Here is a 20,577-nt window from a genome sequence, read left to right on the forward strand (position 1 = left end):
CACACGACAGGCCAGCTAGGTCAAGGAAGCAGGGAAGAGCAAATGGCGGAGCTCACGATCAGGCCGGAGGAGATCCGGGACGCCCTGGATCGCTTCGTCTCCAGCTACGAGCCGGAGACGGCGACCCGGGAAGAGGTCGGCACGGTCGTCGACGCAGGTGACGGCATCGCGCACGTCGAGGGTCTGCCCTCGGCGATGACCAACGAACTGCTCGAGTTCGAGGACGGCACCCAGGGCATCGCCCTGAACCTGGACGTCCGTGACATCGGTGTCGTCGTGCTCGGTGAGTTCGACGGCGTCGAGGAGGGCCAGCAGGTCCGCCGGACCGGTCAGGTGCTGTCGGTCGCGGTCGGCGAGGGCTACCTCGGCCGCGTCGTCGACCCGATGGGCCGGCCGATCGACGGCCTCGGCGAGATCAAGGACCTCGAGGGCACCCGCCCGCTCGAGCTCCAGGCGGCCGGCGTGATGGACCGCCAGGAGGTCCGCGAGCCGCTGCAGACCGGCATCAAGGCGATCGACGGCATGATCCCGATCGGCCGCGGCCAGCGTCAGCTGATCATCGGCGACCGCAAGACCGGCAAGACCGCGATCGCGATCGACACGATCATCAACCAGAAGTCGAACTGGGAGTCCGGCGACCCGACGAAGCAGGTGCGCTGCATCTACGTCGCGATCGGCCAGAAGGGCTCGACGATCGCCTCCGTGCGCGGTGCGCTCGAAGAGGCCGGCGCGATGGAGTACACCACCATCGTCGCCTCCCCGGCGTCCGACCCGGCCGGCTTCAAGTACGTCGCGCCGTACACCGGCTCGGCGATCGGCCAGCACTGGATGTACCAGGGCAAGCACGTCCTGATCGTGTTCGACGACCTGAGCAAGCAGGCCGAGGCGTACCGCTCGATGTCGCTGCTGCTGCGTCGCCCGCCGGGCCGTGAGGCGTACCCGGGTGACGTCTTCTACCTGCACAGCCGGCTGCTCGAGCGTTGCGCGAAGCTGTCGAACGAGCTCGGTGGCGGCTCGATGACCGGTCTGCCGGTGATCGAGACCAAGGCGAACGACGTCTCGGCCTTCATCCCGACCAACGTCATCTCCATCACCGACGGCCAGATCTTCCTCCAGTCGGACCTGTTCAACGCCAACATCCGCCCCGCCATCGACGTCGGTATCTCGGTGTCCCGGGTCGGCGGCGCCGCGCAGGTCAAGGGCATGAAGAAGGTTTCCGGCTCGCTGAAGCTGGACCTGGCCCAGTTCCGCGCGATGGAGGCGTTCGCGATGTTCGCCTCCGACCTCGACGCCACCTCGCGCCGTCAGCTGGACCGTGGCCGGCGGCTGGTCGAGCTGCTCCGTCAGCCGCAGTACTCGCCGTACCCGGTCGAGGAGCAGACGGTCTCCATCTGGTCCGGTACGACGGGCAAGTTCGACGACGTCCCGACCAACGACGTGCTCCGGTTCGAGCGTGAGTTCCTGGACTACCTGCGGCGGGAGAGCAAGGTGCTCGACAGCATCCGCGAGTCGGGCCAGTTCGACGATGACGCGGCCCAGGCCGTGACGTCCGCGCTGGACGCCTTCAAGCCCACCTTCCAGACCTCCGAAGGCCAGCTGCTGGTCGGCAAGGAGGAGACTGAGGCGATGGACGAAGAGGACGTCGAGCAGGAGCAGATCGTCCGGCAGAAGCGGGGCTGATCGACCGTGCCAGCCAGTCTGCGGGAGCTTCGTGAGCGTCGGGCCTCGGTCTCGACGATCAAGAAGCTCACCCGCGCGATGGAGCTCATCGCGGCGTCCCGGATCGTCAAGGCGCAGCAACGCGCCCAGGCGGCCGGCCCGTACGCGCGTGAGCTCACCCGTGCCGTGTCGGCGGTGGCGACGTTCTCGAACGTCGACCACCCGCTGACCACCGAGAAGCCGAACCCCCGACGGGCCGCGGTGCTGCTGATCACCTCGGACCGCGGCCAGGCCGGCGCGTACTCCTCGAACGTCATTCGCGAGGGTGAGCGGCTGACCCAGCTGCTCCGCGAGGACGGGAAGGAGATCGTGCCGTACCTGACCGGCCGCAAGGCGATCGCCTACTACACCTTCCGCGAGCGCGAGGTCGCGCAGTCGTGGAGTGGTGAGTCCGACGCCCCGAGCTTCGCCTGGGCCCGGGAGGTCGCCGATTCGCTGATCGAGGCCTTCCTGACCCCGACCGAGGAGGGCGGCGTGGACGAGATCCACATCGTCTTCACCCGGTTCGTGTCGATGCTGACGCAGCGCCCGGAGGTGATCCGGCTGCTGCCGCTGGAGGTCGTCGAGGGCGAGGAGCCACCGGAAGCCGACGAGGTCCTGCCGCTGTACGAGTTCGAGCCGTCCGCCGAGGACGTGCTGGACGCGCTGCTGCCGAAGTACGTCGCGAGCCGGATCCACTTCTGCATGCTGCAGGCGGCGGCCTCCGAGCTGGCCAGCCGGCAGCGGGCGATGAAGTCCGCGACCGACAACGCGCAGGACCTGATCGAGTCCCTGACGCGGGAGTTCAACCAGGCGCGTCAGGCGCAAATTACCCAGGAAATCAGCGAGATCGTCGGTGGCGCGAGTGCGCTCGCCGACGCGAACGCCGGGAGCGAGTGAGAGAGATGACTGCCACGGTTACCGAGAAGAACAACGAGGCGGGCGCCCCGGGCGTCGGTCGCGTCGCCCGGGTGATCGGCCCGGTCGTCGACGTCGAGTTCGCTGCTGACGCGATGCCCGACATCTACAACGCGCTCGAGGTGGACATCACCCTGGGCGACACCACCCAGACGATCACCCTCGAGGTCGCGCTGCACGTCGGCGACAACATCGTCCGGGCGATCTCGATGAAGCCCACCGACGGCCTGGTCCGCGGTGCCGAGGTGCGCGACACCGGTGCGGCCATCTCCGTCCCGGTCGGCGACGTCACCAAGGGCCGGGTCTGGTCCGTCACCGGCAAGTGCCTGAACCAGGACGAGTCCGAGTTCGAGATCGCCGAGCGCTGGCCGATCCACCGCAAGGCGCCGACCTTCGACCAGCTCGAGTCCAAGACCGAGATGCTGGAGACCGGCATCAAGGTGCTGGACCTGCTCACCCCGTACGTCCAGGGCGGCAAGATCGGCCTGTTCGGCGGTGCGGGCGTCGGCAAGACGGTCATGATCCAGGAGATGATCTACCGGATCGCCCACAACTTCGGTGGTACGTCGGTGTTCGCCGGCGTGGGCGAGCGGACCCGTGAGGGCAACGACCTCATCAACGAGATGGAAGAGGCCGGCGTCTTCAAGGACACCGCGCTGGTCTTCGGTCAGATGGACGAGCCGCCGGGCACCCGGCTGCGCGTCGCCCTGTCGGCCCTCACGATGGCGGAGTACTTCCGCGACGTGAAGGAGCAGGACGTGCTGCTCTTCATCGACAACATCTTCCGGTTCACCCAGGCCGGTTCCGAGGTCTCCACGCTGCTCGGCCGGATGCCCAGCGCCGTGGGGTACCAGCCGAACCTGGCCGACGAGATGGGTGTGCTGCAGGAGCGGATCACCTCGACCCGGGGTCACTCGATCACCTCGATGCAGGCGATCTACGTGCCCGCGGACGACTACACCGACCCGGCGCCGGCGACCACCTTCGCCCACCTCGACGCGACCACCGAGCTCTCCCGCGACATCGCGTCGCGTGGTCTGTACCCGGCCGTCGACCCGCTGACCTCCACGTCGCGGATCCTCGACCCGCAGTACATCGGCCAGGAGCACTACGACGTGGCCGTCCGGGTGAAGCAGATCCTGCAGAAGAACAAGGAACTGCAGGACATCATCGCCATCCTGGGTGTCGACGAGCTCTCCGAAGAGGACAAGATCACCGTCGCCCGGGCGCGCCGGATCGAGCAGTTCCTCTCGCAGAACACGTACATGGCGGAGAAGTTCACCAACATCGCGGGTTCCACCGTGCCGCTGAAGGACACCATCGAGTCCTTCAAGAAGATCACCGAGGGCGAGTGCGACCACATCGCCGAGCAGGCGTTCTTCAACGTCGGCAGCCTCGACGACGTCGAGCGCAAGTGGGCTGAGCTGCAGAAGGAAAGCTGATATGGCGGACGAATCCGGCAAGCACCTCGAGGTCGCCCTGGTCGCGGCCGAGCGGACGGTGTGGGAGGGCCAGGCGAAGATCGTCATCGCCCGGACCACCGACGGTGACGTGGGTATCCTGCCCGGTCACGCGCCGTTGCTGGGTCTGCTGCAGGGTGGCACCGTCCAGGTGCGGACCGTCGACGACGAGTACTTCGTCGCGGCCGCACCCGACGGCTTCGTCTCGGTGGCCAACGACCGGGTCTCGATCCTGGCCGAGAACGCCGAGATGGGTCACGACATCGACCTCGAAGAGGCGCGGCGGGACCTCGAGCGGGCCCAGGCGGCCGGCATCGACACCGACGTGGACGCCGAAGAGGTCCGGCTCGCCGAGGCGAGGGTGAGGGCCGCCGAGAAGGCGGTCTGACCCCTCCTGTCATAATTGAACAGCGTCACCAGTCAGTACGGTTCGGGTCGGGCACTGTCGCGGTACGCCGCTCGAGGCACCAGGAATGAGGTCGGCATATGAGGACAGTCCTCGATGTGGTCGGGGTCTGTTTTCTTGCTGCCGTACTACTGATCGTTCTTTTCGCGTTCCGCCGTCGCTGGTTGTCCAGGGACGGCGGAACGTTCGATTGCAGCCTGCAACTCGCCGAGAAGGATCACGGCCGCGGCTGGGCGCTCGGCCTGGCCCGCTACGTCGGCGACGACCTGCAGTGGTTCCGGGTCTTCAGCCTGGCCTGGTGGCCGAAGCTGGTGGTCAACCGCCGGCAGCTGGAGAGCGTCACCACCCGTCGCCCGATGGGCAACGAGCCCCTGGTCACGTACGCGGGCCACGTCATCGTCGACGCCGAGCTGCGGGACCGGACGGTGCACTTCGCGATGACTGAGGAGGCCCTCACCGGCGTCCTCGCCTGGATGGAATCGGCCCCACCCAGCAGCCAGACGTACCACTGAGTTCTCGCTGAGTACCCGCTCGGCTCCGCCGCGGTAGTGGCCGTGGCACCTCCCTCCTCATTACGCTCGTGGTGACGTGACCTGAGGGGGGCGCGTGATGAAACACGGCAAACGGTTCGCGGCGGGGGAGCTGACCCCGTTCGCGCTGTGGGGTGGTGGCGGGTACCACCAGGAGGTCGTCGGCGTTCCGGTCGATTGCTTCGAACGGTCGATCGACACGAGCGCGGTGCTGCTGCCCGATGTGGTCGATCCTGTGGTCGTCGCTGTCCAGGTCCGGGGCATGACAGTCGGTCACCTTCCCGGCGAGGTCGTCGAGCTGTACCGCGATTGCTTCGCGGAGCTCGCCGAGCGGGGCCAGGTCGCCCAGGTTCCCTGCCGGATCCGGGTCGAGGACTCACGGGTCCGCGTGCGCATCGCGTTGGGACCGCCGCACCTGTGTCTCCCGCTCAACCAGCGACCACCTGTTCCGTACCTGCAGCTGCCGGACGGCCCCGCGATCCAGGTGACCGGCGAAGACGAGTGCATGGCGGCGATCGACCCGTTCCTCGGCGGAGCGGGGGAGGGGCACGTGTACGCCACGCTGCACGAGGCCGCGGTGGACCTGGTCGAGATACGGGTCGACGGCCACCGCGTAGGGCAGCTGACCGATCGGGCCAGCGGGGACCTGCTCCCGGCGATCCGGCACCTGGAACCGCACGGCCTGACCGCGGTCGCGACGGCGAAGATCCGCGGGAACCACCTCCGGGCCGAGATCACCCTGTACTGCGCCACCGCGGACCAGCTTCCCGCGGACTGGATCGCTGCTGCCGACGCCCTGGTACCCCTGGCCCCGCTCGCCGGGTTGGGGTTCGCGTCGATCGGGGTGGTCCCGCGGAAGCCCGGGATCACCTTCGTCCCCGCGCCTGGTTGGCCGCCCGCGCCGATCGGGTGGGAGCCGCCGCCCGGCTGGTTGCCCGATCCCGAGTGGCCGCCCGCGCCGCCGGACTGGAAGTTCTGGGCGCTGGACCAGTCCTGACCGCGTCGCTTGACCGGGGCGTCTAGGGTCGGGTCATGGGGACACTGCTCGAACTGGATCTCACCCGGGGTGTGCTCGAGACGCCGCCCGGGTCACCGTTGGCCGCGTTCCGGGCGCGGCATCTGCCGACACTGCGTGAGCTGGTGCATGCGCTGCGCAAGGGTGCGGAGGACGAGTCCGTCGTCGGGCTGGTCGCGCATCTCGGCGGTCCCGCGCTGTCGCTGGCGCAGACTCAGGAACTGCGGGCGGCCGTCGTCGCGTTCCGCGCCGCCTCGGGCAAACCGACCGTGGCGTGGACCGAGTCGTTCGGCGAGGTCGGCGGCGGCACCGTGCCGTACTACCTGGCCACCGCGTTCGAGGAGATCTGGGTCCAGCCCTCGGGCGAGCTCGGGGTCACCGGGGTGTCGGTCCAGGCCACGTTCCTCCGTGGGGCGCTGGACAAGGCCGGCGTGATCCCGCAGTTCGGCAAGCGCCGGGAGTACAAGACGGCCGCGGACACCTTCACCGAGAAGGAGATGACCGGCCCCGGTCGCGAGATGGCGGCGCGGCTGGCCGAATCGGCGTACGAGCAGATCGTCGAGGGCATCGCCGAAGGCCGCCGGCTCGAGCAGCCGCGGGTCCGCGAGCTCGTCGACAGCGCGCCGTTGTCGGTCGAGGCGAGCCAGGAGGCCGGGCTGATCGACCGGATCGGCTACCGCTCCGACGTGTACGACGAGCTGCACAAACGCTTCGGCGAGGACATGCGGCCGTTGCTCGCCGAGCGGTATCACCGGCGCGGACCACGGTCCGTCCACGAGGCACTCGACAGCCTGCCCTGGCCGCAGAAGCCGGTGGTCGCGGTGGTCCGCGTGTCCGGCGGGATCGTGGTCGGCCGCAATTCCGGCGGCGGGCCGGTCGGTGGTCCGCGGGCCGGCTCCGACACGATCACGGCCGCCCTGCGCACCGTGGCCGAGGACGACAAGGTGAAAGCCGTCGTACTCCGCGTCGACAGCCCAGGTGGTTCGTACGCGGCCTCCGACGCGATCCGCCACGAGGTACTCCGGCTCCGTGCGACGGGGAAGCCCGTGATCGCGTCGATGGGCAGCGTCGCGGCGTCGGGTGGGTACTTCGTCGCCATGCCCGCGGACGTCGTGGTCGCGCAACCGGGGACGATCACCGGCTCGATCGGCGTACTGTCCGGCAAGGGCGTGGTCCGCGATGCGCTCGGCCGGATCGGTATCACCTCCGAGGCCGTGTCGGAAGGTGAGAACGCCAGGATGTACTCGGCCCAGGAGGAGTTCTCCACCGAGCAGTGGGAACGCCTCGAACAGACCCTTGACCGGATCTACGCGGACTTCGTCGCCAAGGCGGCCCAGGACCGCGGCCTCCCCGAAGACCGGCTCGAATCCCTGGCAAGAGGCCGCGTCTGGACCGGCGCCGACGCCCATAAACACCACCTGGTCGACGAACTCGGCGGCTTCGAACAAGCCCTGCAAAGAGCCTGCGTCCGAGCCGGCCTCGACCGCGAGAACATCGCCGTCACCATCGCCCCCCACCGCACCCTTGTCGACCGCCTCCGCCCACCCACCACCACCGACGACCTGGCCGTCACCACCCAACCCCTGACCATCGACGGCCTCAAACACTCCCTCTACACAGCCCTCGGCCTCCCACCCACCGGAGCCCTCACCATGCCCCTCACCTGGCACCTCAGCTGAGGAGCCCGGCTGTAGATATCGTCTTCACCGTGATCACACGATGAAGCTCTCCGCGTACAACTCCTCGATCGTGGAGCGCCTCACACTCGCAATTGAGAGCTTTGACGTCGGGCGCGTGAACCTCGGCGAGGTCCAAGCGTCGCTACAGGCCGCGATTCCGTTGTTCAAGAACGACGGTTCTGGAGTGGCTGATGTGGTGCGACTCGCCGAAGCTGACCTTGAGAAGATTCAGTTTGCGGTCCTCGCGGGGGAGCAGCATTCAGCCGCCGTCCTCAGACTCGATCAGCTTCGATCTCTGATCGAATCCATGACCTGAATCTCCGGGAGGACCACCATGGATCGCTCGGCACGCAGCCTCCTACAGGTCGAGGTGAACGGTGAACTCATGCCTGGGCTGATCGTCTACGGGCTTCGGCCGGACAGCTGTCTGGCGCAGGTCAGATACTCCGAGAAGCTGTGGCCGGCGTCTACGGAGCCGGTTGCGGTTCGGCTTGGAGGTGATGGGTGGGAGGTTCTCGCTTGGGAGCTTCAGCTGCCGACCTGGCCGGTCGGTAAGCAGTTCACCAGCGCCATACGCCGAACGCTCGAAGGCATGATCGCCGCCGGCTGCGTCGTGGCGTGGGTGGGCGCCGAGGGTCTGCCGTTCTGTGACCCACCGCTGCTCTTCGAAGAAGCCTGCCTGGCGGATGGCGTCCTCGCCTGGCTTGCGGCGTCGGGTGAATTCGACTGCCCACTTCAGCCTGACCGCCCCCTCGACCCGATCAGCCCTGAAAGCCTCGCCAAACTGCGTGCGTACGCCCTGCCCCTCGCTGGCCTGGATGATGGTCCGGTGGTAAGTAGCTGACCCTCGGCCGCCGTCGGCGAGGCTGAGCGGGGTGGAGTATATGCCGGTTGGGGAGTAGCCGGCGCGGGTGGGGTGAGTTCCGGAACCGTCATGGTCTTGACGCGCGGAATTAACAACTCTACGGTTCTGCGCATACGTAAGAGCAGACCCCGGTTGCCTGTAAGCGAGTGCTCATACGTATGAACGTGCAGCTGCCCTAGGCATTGGGAGACGTGACATGCGCAGTGGATTCGGTGGACGACGGGCTCTGGCCGCGGTGGCGGTCCTGGTATCCGCGGTTCTCGTGGGGTGTTCGGGGCCGGCTGGTTCGCCGCAGGCCGCGAAGGCTGTGGGGGACACGATCGTGCATGGGAAGACGGACGGGGGTACGACGTTCGTCCGGAACTACAACGTGCTCGGGCCCGCCACCGACAAGGCACCGAACATGGAGCTCGTGTACGAGCCGTTGCTGCGGATCGACTACGGGGACGGGGCCGTGGTGAAGCCCTGGCTTGCGGAGAGCTGGACGTTCGGCGAGGGCGGCAAGCTGCTCACGGTGAAGCTTCGCGATGACGTGAAGTTCTCCGACGGCAAGCCCTTCACCGTCGACGACGCGCTGTACTCGCTCACGCTGCCGCTGGAGAAGCCGGACTTCAGCATCGCCGGGATCACCTACAAGTCGGTGACGAAGGTGGACGACCGGCAGCTCGCGATCCGGTTCGCCGAGCCGGCCTACGCGACGCTTACCCAGTTCGCGAACATCCTGCTGCCGATGGTGCCGAAACACGTCTGGTCGACCCAGAACCTCAACACCTGGACGAATCCCGAGCCGGTCGGGACCGGGCCGTTCACGCTGGCCGAGTTCAAGCCGCAGCAGATCACGTTGAAGGCGCGGGACGACTACTGGGGCGGCAAGCTGCCGATGAGTACGTACAAGATCATCCCGACCAGCCCGGACGCGCTGAAGGCCCAGCTGCTGAAGGGCGAGGTCGACTGGGCCTCGAACTCCTGGGCCAACGGCGAGAAGGAGTACGTCGCCAAGGACCCGGACAAGCACCTGTACCAGCTGTACTCCAACGGCGGCGCGATGTCGGTGCTGTTCAACACCGCGAAGGCTCCGTTCGACGATGTGCACGTCCGCCGGGCGCTCGCGTTGACGATCGACCGGACGGCCGTGGTCACCACCTTGCAGCGGCCCGGGACGGAAGCCGGTCCCACCGGTCTCTCGGACCAGTTGTTCGCGGACTGGCTGGACCCGCAGTACAAGGGCAAGGTGCAGAAGGTCGACGCGGACGCCGCGAAGGCCGAGCTCGCCGCCGGTGGGTACACGGTCGAGCAGGGCGCCCTGGTCAAGGACGGCAAGCGGTACCAGCCGTCGATCCTGTTCAACTCCGACTGGAGCTGGGGCAACTACGCCGACATCCTGATCAACACCTGGAAGCAGACCCTCGGGCTCGAGGTGAAGGGTGCGGGCCAGCCGAGCGCCGGGTACTACGACAAGCAGAACCTCGGCCAGTTCGACCTGGTCGCCGCGTCCACCGGCGGCGCGGGTGTGTACGGCGTGTACAACTTCCTCAGCAGCTCGTACCGCCAGCCGCTCGGCAAGTCGGCCACATTGAACCAGGGCCGCTGGTCCGACCCGCAGACCGACCAGGTGATCGCGCAGATGCAGCGCACCGACAACGTGGACCAGCTGAAGACGTTGGGCAAGCAACTGCAGCAGATCGTCGTGGACAAGGTGCCGTTCAGCCCGATCTACAACAACTACTACTTCGTCGAGATCAACGCGACCCGGTGGACCGGCTGGCCGACCCCGGAGAACTTCGACCACATCCCCTTCGTCGGGATGGGCCCGGACACGATCCTGACCCTGCTCAAGCTGCAACGCCGGGGGAACTGAGGCACTGCGGGGCGCGCGTCTCCGGCCCCGCGCGCCCCGCAGTCCTACCAGGGGCCTAAAGCAACCAAATCCCCGAAGCGACAAATCCCCCAGAAACCCAAGCACCGAGGAAACCGAGAGGAGAGACGGCGATGAGAGCATCGCGGCGCTGGGCCTTCCTGGTCCGCCGGCTCGGGTTCTACCTGGCCGCGGCCGCGGCGGCGGTCGCGCTGAACTTCCTGCTGCCGCGACTGATGCCGGGCGACCCGTCGTCCGCGATCGTCGAGGAGCTGGAACGGGTCAGCGGCCAGCAGGTCCCGGCCGAGACGCTGATGTCGATCCGGGCGATCTTCGGCAACCCGTCGGACAACCTGGCCGAGCAGTTCGTCGACTACCTGCGCCAGCTCGGCCACTTCGACCTCGGCGTCTCGGTGGTGAACTTCCCCGTCCCGGTCGCCGATCTGGTCTGGCAGGCGCTGCCGTGGACCCTGCTCCTGGTCGGGACGACGACGGTCGCCGCGTTCGCGATCGGTACCTTGCTCGGCGTCGTCGCCGGGTGGAAGGCGGGCAGCCGGTTCGACGCGCTGCTCACCCCGTTCACCACGTTCCTGTCCTCGGTGCCGTACTTCTGGGTCGCCCTGCTCGCGCTGTGGGTGTTCGGCTTCGTCCTCGGCTGGACCCCGTTGTCCGGCGGATACGACGCGGATCTCCCGCAGGGCTTCAGTTTCGCGTACGCGGTCAGCGTGCTGCACCACGGTGCGTTGCCAGCGGCAACCATCATCATCTCGGCCTTCGGCGGCTGGCTGCTCGGGATGCGGAACATGACGGTGACGACGGTCCGCGAGGACTACGTCCTGCTCGCCCAGGCGAAGGGGCTGTCCCCGGGCCGGGTGATGCTCCGGTACGCCGCGCGGAACGCGATGCTGCCGAGCTTCACCGGGTTCGCGATGGCGCTCGGTGGCGTCGTGGGCGGGGCGTTGCTGACCGAGATCGTGTTCAGCTATCCCGGCATCGGCTACCTGCTCTACGAGGCGCTGCAGAAGCGGGACTACCCGATGATGCAGGGTGTCTTCCTGCTGATCACGCTGGCGGTCCTGCTGGCGAACCTGGTCGCCGACCTGGCGTACGTCGTGCTCGATCCGCGGATCAGGGCGAGGGGGTGAGGCGGGGATGCGTGCCAGTCTGCTGACCAGCTGGAAGGTCCGGTTTGGTCTCGGTGTGCTCGGGTTGTTCGTCCTGCTCGCGATCTTCGGCCCGTGGATCAACCGGGTCCTGCTCGGCGTGGATCCACGCGCGAACGACATCGGCGCGATCGCGTCACCGCCCAGTACGGCGCATCTGCTCGGCACCACCCAGTTCGGCCAGGACGTGCTCGCGCAGACCATCGCCGGGGCCCGCGGGTCGATGCTGGTGGGGGTCCTGGCGGCCGGGATCGGCACCCTGATCGCGATCGCGGTCGGCGTCCCGGCGGGGTACTTCGGTGGCTCGGTCGACAATGCGCTGAACTTCCTCACCAACCTGTTCCTGGTGATGCCGGTCCTCCCGCTGATCCTGATCGTGGCCGGGTACGTGCAGGGCACGGGGATGTGGGTGATCGCGTTGATCATCGGCCTGTTCGGCTGGTCCGGCGGGGCCCGGACCCTGCGGGCGCAGGCGTTGAGTTTGAGCAGCCGCGACTTCGTCCTGGCGATGCGGATGCTTGGCGAACCCCATCGCCGGCTGATCTTCTGCGAGGTGCTCCCGCATCTGTCCGGCTGGATCTCGGCGATGTTCCTGCACGGCATGATCGGCGGCGTGCTGGCCGAGGCCGGGCTCGCGTTCCTCGGCATCTCGGACTCCGGCTCGATCAGCTGGGGCACGATGATCCAGTCCGCCCAGCAACAGAGCGCCGTACTCCGGGGCTTCTGGTGGTGGTTCGTCCCACCCGGGCTGTGCATCGCGTTGATAGGCACGGCCGCGACGCTGGTCAACTTCGGCGTCGACGAACTGTCCAACCCCAAACTGCGGCTGGCCCGTCGCTCGGTCGTCGCCCGTACCCGCCGCGCGCCGCGCCCCGCCACCGCCGGAGGTGAGACCCGATGATCACCGACTCCGCCCTTGCCCCAGTCAGTTCGGCTACCGGCGCCGGTACGACGGTCCTGGATGTCCGCGGATTGACGGTCGACTACGTGACCGGTGATGCGCCGGTGCGAGCGTGCGACGACGTTTCGTTCACGCTGCGCCGCGGCGAGATCCTCGGAGTCGCGGGGGAGTCCGGTTCGGGCAAGTCGACCCTGATCACCGCGCTGACCCGGTTGCAGCGGCCGCCCGCGGTGACCACCGAAGGCAGCATCGAGTTCCACCCGAAGAACGGCGCCGAACCGATCGACCTGGTCGGCCTGACCCCGGCCGAGCTGCGCTCGTTGCGCTGGACCTCGCTCGCGATCGTCCTGCAGAGCGCTATGGACGCGCTGAACCCGGTCATGCGGGTCGGGGCGCAGTTCGTCGACGCGCTGCGCTCCCACGACAAGCGCCTGGGTCGCAAGGAGGCATGGGCCAAGGCGGCCGAGTTGCTGGGGATGGTCGGCATCTCCGCGGACCGGGTCCGCAGCTATCCCCACGAGTTGTCCGGCGGGATGCGGCAGCGGGCGAGTATCGCGCTCGCGCTCGCCTGCGGTCCTGAGCTGGTGGTGATGGACGAACCGACCACCGCTGTCGACGTGGTGATGCAGCGGCAGATCCTCGCCCAGGTCCTGCGGTTGCGGCGCGAGCTGGGATTCTCGGTCGTCTTCGTCACGCACGACCTCTCGCTGCTGCTCGAACTCGCCGACCGGATCGCGATCATGTACGCGGGCCGCATCGTCGAGATCGGGACCTCGGCCGCGTTGTACGCCGACCCGCTGCACCCGTACACCCGCGGTCTGCGGGACTCGTTCCCGCCACTGCGCTCGCCGTTGCGCAAGCTGACCGGCATCCCGGGAACGCCACCGGACCTGCGCAACCCACCACCGGGCTGCCCGTTCCATCCGCGCTGCGCCGACCGGTTCGAGGGCTGTGATCAGGAGCAACCAACGCTGCTCACGATCGCCGGTCACGCCGTGGCCTGCCGGCTCCACCCGTCGGGAGATGATCGACCATGAGCCAACCCGTCCTGGAGGCCCGCGCGGTCTCGAAGCACTTCCCGGTCCGGACCGGGACCGGGCGGACCGCGGTGGTCCGGGCGGTCGAGGACGCGGATCTCGTCCTGCGACCCGGCCGGATCGTCGCGCTCGTCGGCGAGAGCGGCAGCGGCAAGACCACACTGGCCCGGCTGCTGGCCCGGTTCTACCCGCCGACGACCGGTGAGATCCGGCTCCGGGGCGAGCCGGTACAGGGCAAGGACCGGGCGTACTACCGGGACGTCCAGCTGATCTTCCAGGACCCGTTCGGCTCGCTGAATCCGCTCCACCGGGTGCGGTACAACCTCGATCGCGCGCTCCGGCTGCACCACGGGATCCGGGCCAAGGCCGAGCGGGAACGCCGGATGGTGGAGCTGCTCGAACGTGTCAGCCTCACCCCGGCCGAGCAGTACCTGGACAAGTTCCCGCACGAGCTGTCCGGCGGGCAACGGCAGCGCGTCGTGATCGCCCGGGCGCTCGCCGTCGAGCCGAAGGTGCTGCTCGGCGACGAACCGATCTCGATGCTCGACGTGTCGATCCGGCTGGAAATGCTCAACCTGCTCGACAAGCTCCGCACCGAGGACGGGCTGGCGCTGCTCTACATCACCCACGACATCGCCAGCGCGCGGTACCTGTGCGACGACATCGTGGTGATGTACGCCGGCCGGATGGTCGAAGGTGGTCCCAAGGAGGACGTGATCGCGGCGCCGCAGCACCCGTACACGAAGCTGCTGATCGAGTCCTCGCCCGATCCGGAGCGCGGTCTGGACGACCGGGACGCGTTGTTCGACGAAGCGGCCGACGACCTGGGCGAGCCGCCGAGCCTGATCGACCCGCCGGCCGGGTGCCAGTTCCACCCGCGCTGCCCGTTCGCGCTGGACGTCTGCCGGACCGAGGTCCCACCCCGGACCGAGCTGCCGAACGGTCAGTGGACACACTGCTGGCTCCACCAGGAAGGCCGCGCCGGCGACCTCACCGCCGCAGGGGCTGCGCGGAGTACGGAGAAGGAGAACTCATGAACGGCCGACCCGCACCACGGCAGTCCGACGTCGCCCGGCTCGCCGGGGTGTCGCAGTCGGCGGTGTCCCGGGTGATCAGCGGCGAGGTCGACCGGATCCCGCCGGAGACCCGGCAACGCGTGCTCGACGCCGTCAAGGAGCTCGGCTACGTGCCGAACGCGGCCGCGCGGAACCTACGGAACAAGCGCAACCGGCTGCTCGGCGTCCACACGTTCGAGGCGGTCTTTCCGCACGCGCGGGAGAACTTCTACTTCGACTTCCTGCTCGGCATCGAGGAACGTGCCGAGGAGGTCGGGTACGACCTGGTGCTGTTCACCTCGACCGGGACGAGCGACGGGCGGCGCCGGATCTACCGGGACGGCACGAACCGGCTCAACCTCGCCGACGGCAGCGTCCTGCTCGGTGTCGCGACCGACCGCGAGGAGCTGGCCCGGCTCTGGCACGACGGCTACCTGTTCGTCCACATCGGCCGGCGCGAGGTACCGGGCGCGGAGATCCCGTGCATCGTGCCCGACTACCAGAGTGCGGCCGCACGGATCGTGGAGTCCCTGGCGGACCGCGGTCACCGGCACCTGGCGTACCTGCGCGAGGGGATCGAGCAGGAGTCGTACGCCGACCGTCGGACCGGGTACCGCGCGGCCGTCGAGCGCCTCGGCCTGCAGGACCGGTCACCCGGGTACCGGGGCGAGCCGTGGCTGACCGAGGAGTGGCTGGACGAGCTGGTCCGCGGACCTGAGACGGCCGTGGTCGCCGAGAGCGTGCGGCTCGCCGAGGATCTGCGCCGCGGGCTGGCCGAGCGCGGACTGGAGATTCCGCAGGACCTGTCCATCGCGGTGCTGGAGGGGTCCGGCGACGAGCCCGGGCACCGCTGGGACTGCCTGGTGATCCCACGCCGGCAGATCGGCCGGATCGCGATCGACGCCCTGGTCGCCCGGGTGGAGAACCCGGACGAACCGCCCACGAGCCAACTGGTGGCCTGCGACCTGGTGGCCGGCGAGACCGTCGCCGCGCCGCGTCGCTGACCCCACTACTTCCGATCCAAGGAGTCGATGGTGGAACTGTCCACGGACGTACTGGTCGTCGGCGGCGGTCTCGGCGGGGTCGCCGCGGCGCTGACCGCGGCCAAGCTGGGCCGGCGCGTCGTGCTCACCGAAGTGACCGACTGGCTCGGCGGCCAGCTGACCAGCCAGGCGGTACCGCCCGACGAGCACCCCTGGATCGAGCAGTACGCCGCGCCCGGGTACGCCGACCTGCGCCGGCGGATCCGGGACTACTACCGGCGGAACTACCCGCTCCGGCCGGAAGTGGCCGCCGACCCGCTGCTCGACCCGGGCCGGGGCATCGTCAGCCGGTTCTGCCACGAACCACGGGTGGCCGCGGCGGTGATCGAGGAGATGCTCGCGCCGTGGCGTGCCGGCGGCCGGATCACCGTGCACCTCGAGCACGAGCCGGTCGCGGCGTACTCGGGTGGCGACGAGATCGAGGCGGTCACGCTTCTCGACCGGCGGACCGGGTCCGAGCTGACCGTGACCGCGGCGTACGTCGTGGACGCGACCGAGCTCGGTGACCTGCTGGACCTGGCCGGCGTCGAGCACGTCGTCGGGGCGGAGAGCCGCGAGGACACCGGCGAGCTGCACGCGCCCGAGGTCGCCGATCCGCTCGACCAGCAGGCCGTGTCGTGGTGCTTCGCGCTGGACTACCGGCCGGGGGAGGACCACACTGTCGATCGCCCGGCCGGGTACGCGCACTGGCGGGATCACGTGGCACCGTTCTGGCCCGGACCGCAGCTGTCCTGGACGGACGTCGTCCCGATCACCCTGCAACAGCGCGAGTGGAAGCTGTTCGAGCGCGGTCCGGAGCAGCACGCGCACTTCCCGCTCTGGGACTTCCGCCGGATCCTTGCCAAGAGCAACTTCCAGGCCGGGACCGTCGAGTCCGACGTGACGGTGGTCAACTGGCCGCAGATCGACTATTGGGAACAGCCGTTGCTCGGCGGTCCGGACCCCGCTGCCGCGTTGGCTGCGAGTCGCGAGCTGTCGCTGTCGTTCCTGCACTGGATGCAGGCCGAGGCGCCGCGGCCCGACGGCGGCACGGGGTACCCGGGGCTGCGGTTGCGGCCGGACATCACCGGGGCGCCGGACGGGCTGGCGAAGGCGCCGTACATCCGGGAGTCCCGGCGGATCGTGGCCGAGTTCACCGTGCTGGAGCAGCACGTCGGGGTGGAGGCGCGGCCCGACGGCGCCGGGAGCGAGGTGTTCGCGGACAGCGTCGGCCTTGGCCGGTACAGGATCGACCTGCACCCGAGTACGGCCGGGCGGACCTATGTCGACATCGAGGCCTATCCCTTCCAGATCCCGCTCGGCGCGCTGATCCCGGTCCGGGTGGACAACCTGCTGCCGGCCAACAAGAACATCGGCAGCACCCATGTCACCAACGGGTGCTACCGGCTGCACCCGGTCGAGTGGAGCATCGGCGAGGCGGTCGGCGCGCTGGCCGGGTTCTGCCTCGACCGTGGTGCGAGCCCGCGCAAGGTCCGTACCGATCCCACCCTGCTGGCCGACTACCAGCGGCTGCTGTCCGGCGAACTGCGGATCCCGCTGGCCTGGCCGGACCACATCCGCACCCATCGCGACTGAGAGGAGGACGACGCACCCGGGGCCGGAAACTCCAGGTGGTCAACGCACGAAGGAGAAACCTGTGGTCAGGAAATCCCTGGTAGCACTCTGCTCCGCCGCTCTGCTCGCCACGACCGTCCTGGTGGACGCCGCGGCCTCGACCCCCGACCCGGTGGCGACTGCTGCCTTGCCGGCGCTGCACACCGAAGGCAACCGGATCAGGAACAGCGCGGGCGCGAACGTCACCCTGCGCGGCCTGTCCGTCATCGCGCCCGAACAGAACGACGTCTGCACCGACTGCAACTCCAAGCCGATCGACGAACTGATCGACATGACCGTGGCGAACGGCTGGAACTCCAAGGTCCTGCGGCTGCTGGTGACCGAGGCCCTCGGCAAGGACCTCGCCGCGTACGACGCGCAGTACATCAGGCCCTACGTCGACCACGCGATCGCCAAGGGCCTGTACGTGATCATCGACCTGCACCTGGTCCGGAACTACGGCGACACGGCCGGCGCGGTCCCGCAGTCGCAGGTGAAGGCGTTCTGGGACTTCATCGCGCCGCGGTACGCGAACCACCCGAACGTGCTCTTCGAGGTGTTCAACGAGCCGATCAACCCGGACAGCTGGGCGACCTGGAAGGCCTACATCCAGCCGGTGGTGACGTCGATCCGGTCGGTCGCGAACAACGTGATCCTGATGGGCAGCCCGTCCTGGAGCACCCGGCTCAACGGCGCCCTGACCGATCCGATCGCCGGTGGCAACATCGCGTACGTCTACCACCTCTACCCGAACCAGGGCCCGGCCACGGCGGTGAATCTGGACCCGAAGTTCGGCAACGCCTCGGCCCAGTTGCCGGTGGTGCTGACCGAGTTCGGCTGGGACCCGGCGCCGGGCGCGAACCAGGTCATCGCGGGAACCACCTCCGGTTGGGGCCTGCCGTTGCGCCAGTACCTCGACGTGCGGCCGCAGATCGGCTGGATGGCGTGGGTGTTCGACAACTTCTGGGCGCCGGTGATGTTCGACAAGTTCTGGAACCTGCTCGGTGGGGAGTACCAGGGCGCCTTCGTGCGCGATTGGCTCGCCGGGGCGCCCGCGGTCTCGCCGTGTTCGGACCACCTGGCCCGTGGCGCGACGGCGACCGCGTCCTCGACTTACGACGCGTCCTCGGGGGCCGGGAAGGCGGTGGACGGGTCCTGCCAGGATTCCGGCCGCTGGATGTCGGCGGCCGGTGACACGGCGCCGACGTTGACGCTGAACCTGGGCTCGTACAAGGACGTGAACCAGATCGACGTCTACAGCGGGTACGGGTTCCCGAACGTTGCCACCAGCACCGTGTTGCGGACGTTCCGGATCGAGGCGCACACGGCGTCCGGCTGGGTCCAGGCCGGCACCTTCACCGGCAACACCCGGCCGATCGTGTCGGCTCCCGGCCCGGCGGCGACGATCGACCAGATCCGGCTGGTGATCACCGATCCGTCCGACAGCACGCCCGACATCGCGCGGGTGTACGAGGTGGCCGCGCACTGAGTGGTTTGTCCGGTTCCGGCCAGTTTTTCCTTGCCTGCAAGGGGAATCTGGCCGGAACTGTCGGTGGGGGTGGCTACGCTCCAAGTTATGAGTCCGGTGTGCGAGCGGCCGATGTGGTCGATGGGCGGTGCCGAGGTGCTGGCCGCCATCGACGAGGTCGAACGTGAGCTGAACCGGCTCCAGACCTACCGGCTCAACCTCCTCGCGACCCTGGACAGCATCGGGTACGCGGCCGAGGTAGGCGCCCGGGACACGGCGGAACTGGTCGCGACCCGGCATCACCTCGACGCCACCGCTGTCCGTCGTGACCTGCGACTGGCCACGGCACTGGCGAAGTACCCGACGGTCGAGTCCGCCTTGTCCGCGCGCGCATTGCATGCGGCCCAGGCCGAGGCGATCGTCACCGCGCTGGAGCGGATCCCCCCGACCACGGTCCCGGTCGAGGATCTCCGAGTCGCCGAAGCCGAGTTGGTCAAAGCCGGACAGCTGCTGCCGCCGGCGGACCTGCGCCGGCTCGGCAAACGGGTCCGCGACACCCTCGACACCGACGGCACCGAACCGGCCGAGGAGCGTGCCTACCGCAACGAATCCCTCTGGTTGAAGCAGCTCGACACTGGCGTGCAGTTCGGCGGCTTCCTGGCCTGCGAGAACGGCGAACTCCTCCGGACCCTGGTCTTCGCCGCCGCCAAACCCCACCGCACCAAGGACGGCCACCGCGACCCCCGCAGCTGCGGCAAGCGCCAGGCCGACGCGCTGACCACGATCCTCACCAGCGCCGCGACCACCGGTACCGCGGTCCCGTCCCACGGCGACATCAAGCCGCACATCACCGTCACCATCGACTACGACTCACTCCGCCAGGGCGAGGGCGTCGGCACCTTGGCCCACGGCGGCACCCTCTCCGCGGGCGCGATCCGCCGCCTGGCCTGCGACGCCGGCATCATTCCCCTGGTCCTGGGCAGCAATTCCGAACCCCTCGACCTCGGCACCCAGCAACGCTTCGTCAACAGAGCACTCCGCCGGGCCCTCAACGCCCGCGACAAAGGCTGCATAGTCTGCGGAGCCCCACCAGCCATCTGCGAAGCCCACCACCTCCGCCACTGGACCGAAGGCGGCCCAACAAACCTGACCAACCTGGCCCTGCTCTGCAAAGCCCACCACATAGCCGTCCACCAAGGCCACTACACCATCACCGTCACCAACGGCCGCCCCACCGTCACCACCCCACCCTGGACCACACCCACACCAGACAACCCGACCCGGTCACCGGCCACCCGAACCGACCCTGCCCTCAGGCCCTGGGCCGCACCCACCCATGCCCAGAAGCGAAACCCCGAGCGCGGGAACGCGAACCATTTGGACCCAAGCCTCGACCGGCGGCACCAAGACACCGACGATGAGAAGCCGGGTGCTTGCCGCCGGGGCGTGGACACGAACGATCGGGAAGAGAGCGGGGCCCGCCGCGACCCAGGGATGTACTGGCGTGACTCCAGCGCGGACACTCGCGACCTGAGCACCCACCACCGGAACCAAACCGCCGCCGGGCGAGATTCTGACGTATACCAGGGAGAATCGAACGCCGGTCACCGCGTCCGAAATGCCAGCGGAGGCGACCCCAGCTCCGCTTGCCGATCTGCGAGCGCCGGCCACCCAGAGCTCGGCACACCTTCAGGCCCACACCCCCGCAGCCCAGCGAGCCCCCGCGCCCCGTAACCGTCACCACGCCGGGCCTGGCCAACTGGGTGCATTGCCCCAGGCAACCATCACGCCTGAGGCAGTACACCCCTGCGCGCACCCGCACCGTACCCGCACCGCACGCACCCGCCCGGGACGCCAAAGGATCATCCGCACCGATCCGAGGCGGGTCGAT

Annotated in this window: 18 protein-coding genes; all 18 read left to right on the forward strand. The window is 68.7% G+C overall.

The window, feature by feature from the left end; genetic code table 11:
- The first annotated feature begins 42 nt into the window (after nt 1-42).
- Nucleotides 43-1,680, forward strand: a complete 1,638-nt coding sequence (gene atpA, locus FB561_RS32585) for a F0F1 ATP synthase subunit alpha (RefSeq protein ID WP_145813878.1) — start codon at nt 43-45, stop codon at nt 1,678-1,680.
- Between the two features lie 6 nt (nt 1,681-1,686).
- A complete protein-coding gene (locus tag FB561_RS32590; protein ID WP_145813879.1) occupies nt 1,687-2,598 on the forward strand; it encodes a F0F1 ATP synthase subunit gamma in 912 nt (303 codons plus the stop codon).
- Nucleotides 2,599-2,603: 5 nt separating this feature from the next.
- On the forward strand, nt 2,604-4,058 hold the full coding sequence (atpD, locus tag FB561_RS32595; RefSeq protein WP_145813880.1) for a F0F1 ATP synthase subunit beta: 1,455 nt from the start codon (nt 2,604-2,606) through the stop codon (nt 4,056-4,058).
- 1 nt (nt 4,059) lies between these two features.
- The gene (locus FB561_RS32600; protein WP_145813881.1) at nt 4,060-4,464 is read left to right on the forward strand and encodes a F0F1 ATP synthase subunit epsilon; all 405 of its coding nucleotides are present in this window, start codon (nt 4,060-4,062) and stop codon (nt 4,462-4,464) included.
- Between the two features lie 98 nt (nt 4,465-4,562).
- Nucleotides 4,563-4,994, forward strand: a complete 432-nt coding sequence (locus FB561_RS32605; RefSeq protein ID WP_145813882.1) for a DUF2550 domain-containing protein — start codon at nt 4,563-4,565, stop codon at nt 4,992-4,994.
- 97 nt (nt 4,995-5,091) lie between these two features.
- A complete protein-coding gene (locus tag FB561_RS32610) occupies nt 5,092-6,009 on the forward strand; it encodes a hypothetical protein (RefSeq protein WP_145813883.1) in 918 nt (305 codons plus the stop codon).
- Nucleotides 6,010-6,044: 35 nt separating this feature from the next.
- Nucleotides 6,045-7,706 carry a signal peptide peptidase SppA gene (gene sppA / locus FB561_RS32615; RefSeq protein WP_145813884.1) on the forward strand — a complete coding sequence of 554 codons (1,662 nt, stop codon included), beginning with the start codon at nt 6,045-6,047 and terminating at the stop codon, nt 7,704-7,706.
- 40 nt (nt 7,707-7,746) lie between these two features.
- A complete protein-coding gene (locus FB561_RS32620; RefSeq protein WP_145813885.1) occupies nt 7,747-8,022 on the forward strand; it encodes a hypothetical protein in 276 nt (91 codons plus the stop codon).
- A gap of 18 nt (nt 8,023-8,040) precedes the next feature.
- Nucleotides 8,041-8,550: a hypothetical protein gene (locus FB561_RS32625; RefSeq protein WP_145813886.1), complete on the forward strand. Its 510-nt coding sequence runs from the start codon at nt 8,041-8,043 to the stop codon at nt 8,548-8,550.
- Nucleotides 8,551-8,893: 343 nt separating this feature from the next.
- Nucleotides 8,894-10,429: an ABC transporter substrate-binding protein gene (locus FB561_RS32630; RefSeq protein WP_202880969.1), complete on the forward strand. Its 1,536-nt coding sequence runs from the start codon at nt 8,894-8,896 to the stop codon at nt 10,427-10,429.
- 131 nt (nt 10,430-10,560) lie between these two features.
- Nucleotides 10,561-11,571 (forward strand): ABC transporter permease, encoded by a 1,011-nt coding sequence (locus tag FB561_RS32635; protein ID WP_145813888.1) that lies wholly within the window; start codon nt 10,561-10,563, stop codon nt 11,569-11,571.
- 7 nt (nt 11,572-11,578) lie between these two features.
- On the forward strand, nt 11,579-12,490 hold the full coding sequence (locus tag FB561_RS32640; protein ID WP_145813889.1) for an ABC transporter permease: 912 nt from the start codon (nt 11,579-11,581) through the stop codon (nt 12,488-12,490).
- Complete coding sequence (locus FB561_RS32645) at nt 12,487-13,527, forward strand: ABC transporter ATP-binding protein (RefSeq protein WP_145813890.1); 1,041 nt, start codon at nt 12,487-12,489, stop codon at nt 13,525-13,527. The genes FB561_RS32640 and FB561_RS32645 overlap by 4 nt, the downstream gene beginning before the upstream one ends.
- Nucleotides 13,524-14,564, forward strand: coding sequence for an ABC transporter ATP-binding protein (locus tag FB561_RS32650; RefSeq protein WP_145813891.1), 1,041 nt, complete (start codon nt 13,524-13,526; stop codon nt 14,562-14,564). The genes FB561_RS32645 and FB561_RS32650 overlap by 4 nt, the downstream gene beginning before the upstream one ends.
- Nucleotides 14,561-15,586, forward strand: coding sequence for a LacI family DNA-binding transcriptional regulator (locus FB561_RS32655; RefSeq protein ID WP_145813892.1), 1,026 nt, complete (start codon nt 14,561-14,563; stop codon nt 15,584-15,586). The genes FB561_RS32650 and FB561_RS32655 overlap by 4 nt, the downstream gene beginning before the upstream one ends.
- A gap of 27 nt (nt 15,587-15,613) precedes the next feature.
- Complete coding sequence (locus FB561_RS32660) at nt 15,614-17,200, forward strand: FAD-dependent oxidoreductase (RefSeq protein WP_202880970.1); 1,587 nt, start codon at nt 15,614-15,616, stop codon at nt 17,198-17,200.
- Between the two features lie 61 nt (nt 17,201-17,261).
- The gene (locus FB561_RS32665; protein WP_145813893.1) at nt 17,262-18,707 is read left to right on the forward strand and encodes a cellulase family glycosylhydrolase; all 1,446 of its coding nucleotides are present in this window, start codon (nt 17,262-17,264) and stop codon (nt 18,705-18,707) included.
- A gap of 63 nt (nt 18,708-18,770) precedes the next feature.
- Nucleotides 18,771-20,420, forward strand: coding sequence for an HNH endonuclease signature motif containing protein (locus FB561_RS32670; protein WP_145813894.1), 1,650 nt, complete (start codon nt 18,771-18,773; stop codon nt 20,418-20,420).
- The last annotated feature ends 157 nt before the right edge of the window (nt 20,421-20,577 follow it).

This window comes from Kribbella amoyensis (assembly GCF_007828865.1).
Lineage (GTDB): Bacteria > Actinomycetota > Actinomycetes > Propionibacteriales > Kribbellaceae > Kribbella > Kribbella amoyensis.